Below are 11721 nucleotides of genomic sequence, written 5' to 3'. Positions count from 1 at the left end.
ACTGTTTTGGCGTTTCGATGATAACTGCAAGGAATTTTGATGCTTAACGTAAGTATTTGTGAAGATCACATGATGTTATTTTCAACCTAAGGCAGATTGAGAGAATATAAGTTGAAAACTAAATTTTTGATGTTACTGATCACATCAGGTTTTTAGCGGGTGACTGGTTGGAGCAAAGACGCTGCCCTACACCATAAATCATAGTAGTTTGGCAAATTTCGTTGATTGCAGTTCAATCCACTATAGAGATTAACTGCCTTGGAGATATGTTATGAGCACCCTTCGTTTGCGCACAATGCAGATCCTCGACAAGGCCTCGAAGGAGGACAAAGCCAGTTTGTGGTGTGATCGCTTCATTACGCTCGTCATACTTTTGAACGTGTTTTCGATTATCATGGAGAGTTATGAGGACATTGCTCTACCGCACAGTTGGAAATTTGTGCTTATCGAGCGTTTTAGCATCGTCTTCTTTACGATCGAGTTTTTACTGCGGGTGTGGAGCAATGCGTCAAGGTTTCCCAATTCGACTTGGCAGGGCCGAAAGGCCTATATTTTTAGTTTCCATGGTTTCATAGATCTTGTTTCGATCTTACCATTTTATCTGCAAAGTCTGTTCCCGGGCGTGGATATGCGAATACTGCGAGTCTTTCGGCTCATGCGGCTTTTGAAGCTGTCTCATTATTCAACTGCAATTGAAGATCTTTTTTCTGCGATATATGCAGAACGCCGCTCATTCATGGCTGTTATTTATCTGATGTCGATCGCGATCGTCGCGAGTTCGTCCCTTATGTATTACGCGGAAGCTGATGCTCAGCCGGAAAAGATGTCCTCTATCCCTCATGCTATTTACTGGTCTGTGATCACATTGACGACAGTAGGTTATGGTGATGTTTACCCAGTCACGCCGATAGGAAAAGTAATTTCAATTATTACCGCCTTCATGGGGGTCTCTACGGTTGCTATCTTCACTGGTATTGTGGCGACCTCGTTTGCCAATCAGTTGGCCCGTAAAAAGGTCATTTATGAGCAGCAGATGCGTGAAGCTTTTGCCGATGGGGTCGTCGACGACAATGAAGATCGCTTATTGCGCGGGCTCCAAGCCGAATTTGGTTTGTCTGATGAAATGGTTGCGGAAATAGCGAAACGCGTTGCGCAGAACAGAAAATAGCAGGTCTGCGAAGTTATTTGTTCGCAGCTTTGGTTTACTTTCCACTTTCGCTGGGCGATCGTTTGACGCCAAAATATTGCAAGGCGCGGATCAGAAATCCGAGGCTGCCTAATGCGAGAATACTGATCGCAATGGTCATTGGGGTGACGCCCGCTAAGGGGCTGGTATCTTTGTTAACGAAGAACAGAGATCCTATTAACGGTGTTGCCGTCATCAAGAATAGCCTTATCCTGCGGCATTGCGCGCATGATGAGACATTCGTGCGGCTCTGATGTATGGCATTTCTTTTCAATAGCATGATGTCCAATTCTTGCTTTGATTTGGTCTTTTCAACTTTAAGCTAGCATGCGCCTCGAAGTGTGTCTTCAAGATTGCTGATCGCTTGCTGCGCAAAGTCTAGAGATGCGTTTTCCAGCGCTTTATCTATTCTCTCTAATATTGCAAGCAATACAGCCATCAGGGGGGCGTCGGAATAGTCAGCCATCAGCCGTTTTAGTGCATACAGTTGGTCGTGGACCTGTCTAATCACAGTTTTTTTACCCAGCTTTAGAATAAGTGTGGGATCTAAAGCCAATCGCATTTGACCCAGTCGTAAGACCATTGTTGCGACGGGGTCGATAGGAAAGCTGCGCAAATGAAGAGGGCGGTCTGATACTTGCGTTCTCATGAATATTCTCGTAACGTTGAATTTAATATAGGCACAGCAGAGCGATAGGCGCTGACCATGCTTCCACCGGCCAAGCCTTACTCTAATTCCACGCCTCCGGCCCGGGCTTCGGGATCGGCTGGGTATATTGGCGTAACGTCTTTAGCACTTGCATCTTCTGTGCCATCTCGCGGGGTGGAGACTGATTATGCACCTCCTCCTGTATTTGCGATGGAGGAAATGGCTGCTTACGATATTAATCATCCGCGGATGCAGGTTTATCACCCTGATCTTGCGCCGTCTGCTCAAACAACCGAGGCTGCTTTAATGGCGCGTTCGTTGCTGCAACAATCATATGCGCAAAACGCAGCAGCTACGCGAATGGCGCAAATGTCCAATTCACTTAACGATGCGCCGCGCTTTTCTCATTCATTGAATGTCATGGCCTGATTGGCGGCGTGACGCTGACCTAAAGGCTGTCAAGAATAGATACTTCTTGATCCGGCAGGGTGCGAACCCAATCACCATCCTCGATATTACTCCATGTCCAACCCGCTGGTGCGGCCAGTCCTGGTTTTGCGCGGAGCATATAAATAAAGGGTTTAAAACTCTTAACCGCCTGTTCTGCGCTATATTCGCAGTCTTTGCTGCCGTCCAACACGTTTGAAAAGAGCCCTTTATATTTGCGGATCTCACCAGATGGTAACACCACGAGGCGATTGTATGCGAAGGCGTTAAGGATGGCGTCTGCGTCTTCAGATTGAACTTCAATAATTGCGCGCAGAAATTCTTCTGCTGCTGTCTCGAGCATTTCTGCTGGCACAGGTGTGTATTTTTCTGACAATATTTGTGCGTATTTCACTGCAAAAGGCGAGAGGGGCAGGCTTGACGAAATATAGCGATGCCCAATTAACGCAGTTACGGCGCCAAACAGCCATTCCGGGCAAAATCTCGACATCGATGTTCCTTACTCTCTTGGGCCAGGTCTTCTGCAACTAGAGGTAAGCGTTATTTTATCGTGTTCCAAGCGTCAATGAGTTCATCTAGTAAATTGATGCAAAGCGTTATGCCTGCATGACCCTCAAGGCGCTTTGAATTCAGGACCTGAAAGCGACAGTATTCGTAGACCCGAAACAAATTTTGTGCAATTTCACCACCGCGATCCATATCGAGGCTGGTTTGCAAGATATAGATTGCAGTCAGAGATTTTGATTTTGATCTGGCAAAAAGCTCGGGCTCAATGACCTGCTGCGACATCAGGTCCAGACTTTGCCGCAGGGTCGTCAATGTCACCAAAATGAGTTCATGTGGATGCGTCAACTCTTCGGCTTCGCGCCGCGTTGCTGCCGCATAAGTCCTTTGCACGGATACGAAACTCATTGCTCACTCCAGTTTTTTCTATCTGTTTCTCTTAACGCCACAAAACAGAACATGTTTAACCGCCAAACTGATTTCGCAGTGGGCGATTGATGGAATTTTCAAAATCTGAAGGGTTGCATTGCACGTTCAAGGTGGTGCGCCGCGCCGCAGGTTCGGTCGCGCCGTCATATCTGATTTTGGGATAGGTGGGCGAAGCGACCAATTGCAGTGGTTCGCCTGATTTTATGGTGAGCTTCACTTCTTTATTTGCGAAGGCAATGCGTTTTCCGGTTGAGGGCACAAAGAGCATGAAGGCATCGTCAGTTATGCCGCAGTCATTCTTCAAAAAGACCTGCGCTGTGATCTCTTCGCCTGGATTTGGCGTTGTCAGGATTGGATAGACCCAAACGCCCAATCCAAGCGCCACGGCTAGAAGAAGGCTTGAGATTAGGAAGCGGGCGGTCTGTGACATGGGTTTTCTTTCTGAATAATAAGATCTTTTCAGCAAGATTCACGCCATTTGCAATGGGTCGTCATTTTATTGACGCGGGCCAAACGCGTGTGCTGCCAAGATTTTGGCAATTGCTTTGGCGGATGATCATCTAAGGCGAATTTAAAAAAATAACTTAAAAATTGTTAAGCAAAAACAATGGTTAAGATTTTTATCAGTTTATAAATACAACCTTAAGCTTTCGGATTGGTCCGCTTCTTGCCTGTTTGTGTCAGACCCGAAGGAGGTGGCTGGATGAGCAAAGTTCTGATCGAAACAACTGGATTGTCGATGGCAGCCAAGTTGGCAGACCTTATCAGCCGGCGCATGCTTTCGGTGACGGCGACCGCGGGGCTGGCAGATGTGGCTGATCCTGGCAAGGCCGCAACTTTGGTTTTTTCTGCGGCCTTTGAAACCCAGATCGGCGGACCGCAGGCGCTGCTTGAACGGGCAAGAAAGTTCCTGCCGCGGCTTGTTGTGATCTTATCCGAAGGGGCGGCCGAGTTTGCGATAAAGCCTGAACTGGGTGGCAAAATTCTGCGGGTGGATTTGCCGGGTGGTCTGGAAGATGCGCCGCAATCGACACTTGTTGCGGCTGATTTGATTTGCGCCGATTTGTCCAGCATGATTGCAGCTGACGATGCCACGGTGCGACTGTCTGCTTTGGCTGCGCGTGTCGCCCGCAAGGATGTTACGGTTTTTGTCAACGGGCCGACGGGCACGGGCAAAGAGGTTCTGTCGCGGTTTGTTCACAACCAATCGGCGCGGGCGGGCAAGCCTTTTGTGGCTGTCAACTGCGCGGCCATTCCTGAAAACCTGCTGGAAGCCGTGCTTTTTGGCCATGAAAAGGGCTCTTTTACCGGTGCTTCGGCAGCCAATAAGGGCATTTTTCGCGCGGCCGACGGGGGCACATTGTTGTTGGACGAGATTTCTGAAATGCCTCTGGGCTTGCAATCCAAGCTGCTGCGGGTCTTGCAAGAGCGCATTGTCACCCCATTGGGTTCGCAGTCAGAAATTGCCGTGGATGTTCGTGTGATCGCGACATCGAACCGCAATATGTTTGAGCAGGTTCAGGCCCGCAGCTTCCGCGAGGATCTTTACTATCGTTTAAATGTGTTTCCTTTGGAGACGCAGGCGCTTGCAGACCGGCCAAGCGATATCATCCCCTTAACGCTGGCGCTTATTCGGCGGCATACCGAAGACAAACACACGCAGCCATGGCTGTCTGTCGAGGCGATTGACGTCCTATTAGGGCATGATTGGCCGGGGAATGTACGCGAGTTGGAAAACGTGATCCAGCGCGCCTTGGTGTTGCACAGCGACGCGCGGATCTGCGCGCAGGACATTGTTATCGACCGTCCAAGGCAAAACCGGGTCACCGCAGAGATCAAGCCGGCGCAAGCCTGGATGATGGGCTAAGGGGGGTAAGACATGACAGCGATCGGTGGATTGAAGTTTCAAGTCGAACAGACGCATTTGCAGTCGCTGGCCCGCGCGCGGGCGCAGATTGAAAAGGCTGCGGTGGATCCTGCAATTGCGGGGCCAAGCTTTTCTGATCGGCTGGCGGGGGGGCTGCGGGATGTGGCGCAATCGCAAAACGTGGCCAGCGATTTGGCGACGGCCTATGAAACCGGCGCAGAGCAGGATCTGTCCAAGGTCATGGTCGCGCAGCAAGTTTCTAGTCTTGGCTTCCAGCTGACCCTCAATCTGCGCAACAAGGCTCTCTCGGCCTACAAAGACATCATGAATATGCCGGTCTGACGGCGGCAATAAAGTGACGGTGACATTATGGCGACGACAAGCGTGATCACGGCAGATAAATCGGGCACCGCGAGGGGTGGGGCTTTGGTCCCTTCGGCGCGTGGAATGGTGTCGAATGTGCGGGCGCTGACGGTTCAGCCCAGTTTTCAGCGCGCCTTTCCCACCCTTGTGGCGCTTGTGGTGGTTGTGGCGGGGTTGGTGGCCTATTTCCTGTTGCAACAGCCCTCGCGCACCTCGCTTTTCGCCTCGCTTGCAGAGGCTGATAAACAGCGGGTTGTCGAGACGCTGACGAATGCCGGTGTCGATGTGACACTTGATCCGACAACGGGCGAAGTTCTGGTGCCATCGGCAGATTACTACAGCTCGCGGATGACGCTGGCAGCGCAAGGCCTGCCGGCCTCTGACCCTTCGGGCATGGATGAGTTGAACAACATGCCGATGGGCACCTCGCGTTCGGTGGAGCAGGCCAAGCTGAAGCACGCGCAAGAAGTGGAATTGGCACGCTCGATCAATGAGATCTACGCGGTTGTCTCGGCAAGAGTGCATTTGGCCCTGCCGGATCGGACTGCTTTTGTGCGCGAGCAATTGCCACCAAAGGCCTCGGTGTTTGTACAGCTGGGCTCGGGGCGGACTTTGGATGAAAGCCAGGTCACGGCGATCATCAATCTGGTCTCGACTTCGGTTTCTGGCATGTCGCGGGAAAATGTGACGATTGTTGATCAGCGCGGCCGCTTGCTGTCGCAGCCCTCCGATGATCCAGCCGCGATCTTGGGTGACACGCAATTGCAGTACCGGATGCGGTTGGAAAACATCTATCGCACGCGGATTGAGAGCATTGTGACCCCCATCGTTGGGCCAGGCAATGTGAACGCCCAAGTGAACCTCGAGATTGACTTCACCCGCTCGGAAATCACCGAACAGAGCGTTGACCCCGCAAGCAAGGCTATTCTCAGCGAGCAAAGCACGCTGGATGTGTCGTCAAACCCAGAGGCAAAGGGCATTCCGGGGGCCGTCGCCAATACCGCCCCGCAAGAGGCCACGATGACGGCGGCCCAAACCACGGCAACCGAGGCTGCGGCAAGCAATACCGGCGCGCGCTCGTCCTCCGAGGTGAAGAACTACGAAATCAGCCGCAAGGTCGAGACCACAACCACGCCGTCGAACCGGATTGCTCGTATTGATGCGGCGGTTTTGCTGCGCAATCAGACAGTGATCGACCCTGAAACCGGCCTGCCTGTCGAGCAACCGCTGCCAGCGGAAACCTTGGCACAGATCAAACAGTTGGTTGCGGGTACCATCGGGCTGCAAGAGACCCGGGGCGACACGCTGATGCTGTCTTCGCAGCCCTTTATCATGACCTTGGATGGGGTCTCGGTGGATTGGTATCAAACCGATTGGATCATGGCTGTGGCCAAACAGGGTGTGACGGTCTTGCTGCTTGCAGTTGTGGCTTTGGGGGTTGTGCGTCCGCTGCTTCAGCGCGTGCTTGTGCCTTCGGGGGCCTCTGTGGTTGCACAAGGTGGGCTGTCTGACGAAGAGACAGAAGCGCTCGAGTCAATTGAAGTGAAAGAAGGCGAGTCTCTGGAAGAGATCAAGGCCAAGCTGAAACCCAAGAAGTCGAATATCTCGCTTGAAATGCTGGATACCGCCAACACCTATGACGACAAGGTTGCGATCATCCGCATGATCGTCTCGGACGAGGCTGGTCGCGTCTCGAATGTGTTTAAGCAAATGATGAAAAAGGATCTTGATCTGGTTGGCTGATGCCACCGGATCAAGCCGCATGGGGGCAGTGTAAAAATGGCCGAAGCAGCAGCACAAAACAGCGAAATTGTGCGTATTTTCGACACGCTGACGGGCACGCAGAAATCTGCGATCCTGATGATGCTTTTGGGCGAAGATGAAGCCGCCGAGATTTTGAAAAATCTTTCGCCGCGCGAAGTACAGCATCTTGGGGCGGCGATGTATTCGGTGCAGGGCGTGGATCAGGAAACGGTGAATGATGTATTGGACGAATTTTTGTCCATCATCAAACAGCAAACCTCGATTGGTCTGGGAGCGGGCAATTATATCCGCAACGTGCTGACCAAGGCTTTGGGCGGCGATAAGGCGCAATCTGTGTTGTCGCGGATCACACCTGCCGCCTCGGAGCGTCCGATTGAAATTCTGGACTGGATGGATGCAAGGTCGATTTCCGAGTTGATCTTGGATGAACACCCCCAAATCGTCGCCCTCATCATCTCTTATCTTGATTACGGTCTTGCAGCTGATGTGCTGACGCTATTGCCGCAAGAGATGCAGCCCGAAATCGTGCGTCGCATCGCCACGCTAGAGACGGTGCAGCCCGATGCCGTGCGGGAATTGGAAGCGGTGATGCAGCGCAAGTTCAAGCAAAACACCACTCTGCGCGCCTCGCAAATCGGTGGCGTTAAGGCGGCAGCAAAGATCATGAACTTTACCAAAACGGCGATGGAAAGCCGCATCATGAAGGTTATTGCCAAGGAAAACAAAGGCCTGATGACGGCGATCCAAGACAGCATGTTTGTCTTTGACAATCTTATCCTGTCTGATGACCGCTCTTTGCAGACCCTGTTGCGGTCTTTGCCGCAAGAGGCAATGGTTCTGGCGCTGAAGGGTGCCGACGAGGCGCTTCGCGAAAAGCTGTTTGGCTGCATGTCTGCGCGCGCGGCGGCCAACCTCAAGGACGAGATGGAGGCGCTGGGCCCCGTGCGTCTGACCGATGTGCAAGAGGCGCAAAAGCAAATCATCAATATCGCCCGCAAACTCTCCGACGACGGCACGATCGTCTTGGCGGGTCGTGGTGGCGACGAGATGGTTTAAATCTGAGGGATGACAGCAATGGCCGCAACCACCGAAGAGACCTCAAAGCCGCTGGATTCAGCTGAAATCGCGCGCATGTTCGAAGCGATGCGAACCGGCACATTTCAGGCCATGCCCGAGCCGCAGCATCAGAACAAAACCGCCTTTACCGCGAAAAGCCTGTTCGATATTGCCCGCAGCGCCACCCGCGAAGACCGTGTCGTTGGCAGCGGCACTGCCAAGGCAAAGGCAAAAGCTGCGATTGCAGAGATCGAAGAGGCCGAAGTCGTCGGTGGTGCTGTTGTCGCAGAAATGGCGCCGGCAGAGGCTTTTGCTCCAATGGCGCAGGACGGCGCCGTTGATCTGGATGCAGCCCTTGGGGGGCTGGACGATCCTGCTCTGCAACCGTTGGACCTCGTCGCTGCCCCAACCCCAGAGCTTGGTCCGCGCCCTGCAAATCTGGATGAGCTGAAAGCCGAATGGGGCCGCGGCTTTACCGCAGGGGAAGAGCGCGCCCGCGCCGATCTTTCCGCCGATGTTGAAGCCCGCGTGGCTATTCTCGAGACCGCCATCCTGGCCTTTCGCGGTGGCGATGGCATTGCCAAGCTGCGCCATGAGATTATCGAGGCTGTCAAAGATTTGGCATCAGCCCGCGCAGGCGCCCAGATTGATGACATGCCCGAGGCCTTTCTTGCCAAAATCGAGGATCTGGTCGACCGGATCCGAACCGATCTGGCGCAGCCACGCTTGCGGCTTAACCCCGAAGATATCGCTGCGGTGAAGCCCTATTTGCAGGGCTCGGAAACTCTTGCCTTGGTCAGCATCACCGCCGACCCCGAGTTGGCGCGCGGCGATATGGAGCTGTCAACCGACGGGCTGCGCTATGCCGATAGGGTGATGCCAAAGCCGGTTGCCGCAGCCAAAGCGGTGCGCAAAACGCCATCGCCTGACGCGCGTCCCGCAGGGTCTGACACGGGCGATGCGACATGACCGATACCATCGCCCGCATCAGCGCCGATCTGCGCGCCTTGCCGACCTCTAGCTTTGTCAAAGCCAGCGGCAGGGTAAAGCGCTTTGACGGCCAAGTGTTGGAATGCGGCGGCTTTCCGGTCTCGGTTGGCTCGGTTTGCGGTGTCACCACAGGGTCTGGCAAGGTCGCCATGGCCGAAGTGATTGGCTTTCGTGATGGCCGCAACATGCTGTTTCTGTATGACCTTGATGCGCGCATCGAGATCGGCGCGCAGGTTTCTATTTTGGATTCGGGAAGTGAAATTTCTGTTGGCCCCAATATCTTAGGTCGCGTTATTGATGCTTTGGGTGAGCCTCTGGATGGGCGCGGTCCGCTTGAGTTGCCAGATCGCTGGCCCTTGATGGGGCGGCCCTTGAACCCATTGACGCGCAAGCCGGTTGCCAAACCGCTGGACGTTGGGGTTCGGGTGGTCAATGGTCTGCTGACGGTGGGCTCTGGCCAGCGTTTGGGGATTATTGCGGGATCTGGTGTCGGGAAATCGGTGCTTTTGTCGATGATGACGCGGTTTTCGCAGGCCGATGTGATTATCGTTGGCCTGATCGGCGAGCGTGGACGCGAGGTTGGGCATTTTGTCGATCAGGTGATGCCGGGGGACACGCGCAAGAAAGTCTGTGTGGTTGCCGTACCTGCCGATCGCTCGGCACTTTTGCGGATCAAGGGGGCCAACCGCGCCACTGCAATTGCGGAATATTTTCGCGCGCAGGGCAAGGAAGTCTTGCTGATTATGGACAGCATGACGCGTGTGGCCCATGCGCGGCGCGAAATCGGCTTGGCTTTGGGAGAGCAGCCCACCGCCAAGGGCTATCCGCCTTCGGTGGTGTCAATGATTCCGGCGCTGATTGAACGCTCGGGCACCGGCGAGGTCGGGCAGGGCGCGATTACCGCCTTTTATACGGTTCTGGCCGATGGCGATGATACGACCAATGATCCGGTGGTGGATACCGCCCGCGCGATTTTGGATGGCCATATTGTGCTGTCGCGCCAGCAAACCCAATTGGGGATTTATCCTGCGGTGGATGTCACCGCCTCGGTCAGCCGCGTGATGTCGGATATTACCCCGACGCGGCATCAAAAAGCAGCAATCCGCTTTCGCCGGCTTGTCTCGCTTTATATGCAAAACCGCGATCTGATGTTGATGGGCGGATATAGCCCCGGACAAGACGCAGAGCTTGATCTTGCCGTCGCGCTATGGCCCAAAATTACCGACTATATTCGTCAGGGGGCCAATGAACCCTGCCGCTTTTCCGAAAGTCAGCAAGATTTAATGCGTCTGATGGGAGAGTAAGCCATGACAAGAAAAGAGCACTTGTTGAAATTGCTGCAAAAGAAAGAGCAGATCAAAATGCAGCGCCAAGCCAGCACTGTTGGGTCTTTGGCGCAGCAGGTCGATAGCTCGCAATCTTTGATCGACCGATTGGCAAATTTGCAGGCGGAAAATCAGGAAATCTCGGGTCTGGTTAGCCCGCAGCATTTGCGATCTCGGTCTTGGTATGGGCGCTATATGTCAGAACAACACGAATTGGCGCAAAACCGACTTGAATTTCTGGAAGCAGAACTGGAAGGCGCGCGCAGCCAATTGGCGCGCTCGAGCAACCGCAACACAATCTTGGATGATCGCAGGCAAGAAGCGCGTCGTGAAGGTCAAGAAGCGCAGGAAGATTTGCAAGATCGGCTGCGCTCACCACGCTTGGCACAGCCGCGCAGCTAAGGCTGGCACCGATCTTGCAGTGTGACGTTTGAGACAATCTTAACCCTGGGTATATGGAAAAAATGGCGTCGATCGACGGGATCAGCATAAGCGGTTCAGGGCTGGGGCAGGCGGCGGGCAAGGCTGGCGCTGGCCCCGTCACAGGTTTTGATCTGCTGTTTGCGGTCTCGACCGATGCCGTCGTGCCGGGTGAGGCCACCCCGCTGGGGCTTGGCCCGATCTTTGTGACGCAAGCTTTGCCATCGGCTGAGAGCGGTGGCGACGATCTGGCGGATATCGAACTGTTTCTGGGGCTTCAGCCCAAAGCGGCGACGCCCACAGCGGCCACAGCGGCCGAGAGCGAGGCCGCTGCACAACCCGAACCCGTGGTCGAGATTTTGACACCCGTCGTCCCTGTCTCTGTCACCACATCTCCGCAAGATCTGCCTATTGTTATTACGCCGAAAATCGCTTTGATCGCTCCAGAGCAGGGCACGGTTTTTGCAGCAGAGACGACGGGTGACGAGCCCGAGGATATGCAAGACCCGCTGTCCGATAAGTTGGACGATCCCGATGCCAAACAGGCCGTCGCCGCGCCGTTGCCGCTGCTGATCCCAGAGCCTGCAAAGCCGCTTGTTGACGCTCCGCGCACCAGCAGCGCAGCGGCAGCGCCGCCGCCGCAAAGCCTGCCGCCTGCGCCGCAAATCCAATCTGCGAAACCCAAAGCCGTAAGGGCAGAGCCTTTGGCGGTGCAATCAGA

At 54.1% G+C, this 11721-nt stretch carries 14 protein-coding genes and 1 pseudogene; 10 read left to right on the top strand and 5 right to left on the bottom strand.

Annotated features, from left to right (window positions below; all coding sequences use genetic code 11):
* Positions 1-271 precede the first annotated feature (271 nt).
* Positions 272-1168, top strand: a complete 897-nt coding sequence (locus V7Q10_RS14275) for an ion transporter (RefSeq protein WP_333869803.1) — start codon at positions 272-274, stop codon at positions 1166-1168.
* A gap of 34 nt (positions 1169-1202) precedes the next feature.
* On the opposite strand, the gene V7Q10_RS14270 is transcribed toward V7Q10_RS14275, so the two are convergent.
* A complete protein-coding gene (locus V7Q10_RS14270; RefSeq protein WP_333869802.1) occupies positions 1203-1382 on the bottom strand; it encodes a hypothetical protein in 180 nt (59 codons plus the stop codon).
* A gap of 126 nt (positions 1383-1508) precedes the next feature.
* Positions 1509-1835, bottom strand: a complete 327-nt coding sequence (locus tag V7Q10_RS14265; protein ID WP_333869801.1) for a hypothetical protein — start codon at positions 1833-1835, stop codon at positions 1509-1511.
* 57 nt (positions 1836-1892) lie between these two features.
* Between V7Q10_RS14265 and V7Q10_RS14260 the strand changes: the two genes are divergently transcribed.
* Entirely contained in the window at positions 1893-2264 is a 372-nt protein-coding gene (locus tag V7Q10_RS14260; protein WP_333869800.1) for a hypothetical protein, read from the top strand.
* 19 nt (positions 2265-2283) lie between these two features.
* On the opposite strand, the gene V7Q10_RS14255 is transcribed toward V7Q10_RS14260, so the two are convergent.
* Genes V7Q10_RS14255 through V7Q10_RS14245 form a run of 3 tightly spaced genes read right to left on the bottom strand, consistent with a single transcriptional unit; the run spans position 2284 to position 3645 of the window.
* Entirely contained in the window at positions 2284-2772 is a 489-nt protein-coding gene (locus tag V7Q10_RS14255; protein ID WP_333869799.1) for a hypothetical protein, read from the bottom strand.
* Between the two features lie 50 nt (positions 2773-2822).
* Positions 2823-3194, bottom strand: a complete 372-nt coding sequence (locus tag V7Q10_RS14250) for a flagellar export chaperone FliS (protein WP_333869798.1) — start codon at positions 3192-3194, stop codon at positions 2823-2825.
* A gap of 55 nt (positions 3195-3249) precedes the next feature.
* Positions 3250-3645: a hypothetical protein gene (locus tag V7Q10_RS14245; protein ID WP_333869797.1), complete on the bottom strand. Its 396-nt coding sequence runs from the start codon at positions 3643-3645 to the stop codon at positions 3250-3252.
* Between the two features lie 273 nt (positions 3646-3918).
* Between V7Q10_RS14245 and V7Q10_RS14240 the strand changes: the two genes are divergently transcribed.
* The 8 genes and pseudogenes from V7Q10_RS14240 to V7Q10_RS14205 all read left to right on the top strand — a co-directional run.
* Positions 3919-5082, top strand: a complete 1164-nt coding sequence (locus V7Q10_RS14240) for a sigma 54-interacting transcriptional regulator (RefSeq protein ID WP_333869796.1) — start codon at positions 3919-3921, stop codon at positions 5080-5082.
* A gap of 12 nt (positions 5083-5094) precedes the next feature.
* Positions 5095-5424 (top strand): flagellar hook-basal body complex protein FliE, encoded by a 330-nt coding sequence (gene fliE / locus V7Q10_RS14235; protein WP_333869795.1) that lies wholly within the window; start codon positions 5095-5097, stop codon positions 5422-5424.
* Positions 5425-5451: 27 nt separating this feature from the next.
* The gene (fliF, locus tag V7Q10_RS14230) at positions 5452-7188 is read left to right on the top strand and encodes a flagellar basal-body MS-ring/collar protein FliF (RefSeq protein ID WP_333869794.1); all 1737 of its coding nucleotides are present in this window, start codon (positions 5452-5454) and stop codon (positions 7186-7188) included.
* Positions 7189-7224: 36 nt separating this feature from the next.
* A complete protein-coding gene (fliG, locus tag V7Q10_RS14225) occupies positions 7225-8265 on the top strand; it encodes a flagellar motor switch protein FliG (RefSeq protein WP_333869792.1) in 1041 nt (346 codons plus the stop codon).
* 18 nt (positions 8266-8283) lie between these two features.
* Complete coding sequence (locus V7Q10_RS14220; RefSeq protein ID WP_333869791.1) at positions 8284-9234, top strand: FliH/SctL family protein; 951 nt, start codon at positions 8284-8286, stop codon at positions 9232-9234.
* Entirely contained in the window at positions 9231-10559 is a 1329-nt protein-coding gene (locus V7Q10_RS14215; RefSeq protein WP_333869790.1) for a FliI/YscN family ATPase, read from the top strand. Before V7Q10_RS14220 ends, V7Q10_RS14215 begins: the two co-directional genes overlap by 4 nt.
* A gap of 24 nt (positions 10560-10583) precedes the next feature.
* Complete coding sequence (locus V7Q10_RS14210; RefSeq protein WP_333869788.1) at positions 10584-10982, top strand: hypothetical protein; 399 nt, start codon at positions 10584-10586, stop codon at positions 10980-10982.
* 62 nt (positions 10983-11044) lie between these two features.
* Positions 11045-11721, top strand: a pseudogene (locus V7Q10_RS14205) (hypothetical protein); the annotation flags it as partial.

The organism is Cypionkella sp. (genome assembly GCF_036782355.1).
Taxonomy (GTDB): Bacteria; Pseudomonadota; Alphaproteobacteria; order Rhodobacterales; family Rhodobacteraceae; genus Cypionkella.
The sequence above is the reverse complement of the archived record's forward strand: the minus strand, read 5'-3'. Positions and strand labels throughout refer to the sequence as shown.

Excerpts from the sequence above, each read along its gene's own strand:
- V7Q10_RS14255 (WP_333869799.1), bottom strand. The coding sequence starts at position 2,772 with ATGTCGAGATTTTGCCCGGAATGGCTGTTTGGCGCCGTAACTGCGTTA.
- V7Q10_RS14260 (WP_333869800.1), top strand. The coding sequence starts at position 1,893 with ATGCTTCCACCGGCCAAGCCTTACTCTAATTCCACGCCTCCGGCCCGG.
- fliE (WP_333869795.1), top strand. The coding sequence starts at position 5,095 with ATGACAGCGATCGGTGGATTGAAGTTTCAAGTCGAACAGACGCATTTG.
- V7Q10_RS14250 (WP_333869798.1), bottom strand. The coding sequence starts at position 3,194 with ATGAGTTTCGTATCCGTGCAAAGGACTTATGCGGCAGCAACGCGGCGC.
- V7Q10_RS14240 (WP_333869796.1), top strand. The coding sequence starts at position 3,919 with ATGAGCAAAGTTCTGATCGAAACAACTGGATTGTCGATGGCAGCCAAG.
- V7Q10_RS14270 (WP_333869802.1), bottom strand. The coding sequence starts at position 1,382 with ATGACGGCAACACCGTTAATAGGATCTCTGTTCTTCGTTAACAAAGAT.
- fliG (WP_333869792.1), top strand. The coding sequence starts at position 7,225 with ATGGCCGAAGCAGCAGCACAAAACAGCGAAATTGTGCGTATTTTCGAC.
- fliF (WP_333869794.1), top strand. The coding sequence starts at position 5,452 with ATGGCGACGACAAGCGTGATCACGGCAGATAAATCGGGCACCGCGAGG.
- V7Q10_RS14275 (WP_333869803.1), top strand. The coding sequence starts at position 272 with ATGAGCACCCTTCGTTTGCGCACAATGCAGATCCTCGACAAGGCCTCG.
- V7Q10_RS14265 (WP_333869801.1), bottom strand. The coding sequence starts at position 1,835 with ATGAGAACGCAAGTATCAGACCGCCCTCTTCATTTGCGCAGCTTTCCT.
- V7Q10_RS14215 (WP_333869790.1), top strand. The coding sequence starts at position 9,231 with ATGACCGATACCATCGCCCGCATCAGCGCCGATCTGCGCGCCTTGCCG.
- V7Q10_RS14220 (WP_333869791.1), top strand. The coding sequence starts at position 8,284 with ATGGCCGCAACCACCGAAGAGACCTCAAAGCCGCTGGATTCAGCTGAA.
- V7Q10_RS14245 (WP_333869797.1), bottom strand. The coding sequence starts at position 3,645 with ATGTCACAGACCGCCCGCTTCCTAATCTCAAGCCTTCTTCTAGCCGTG.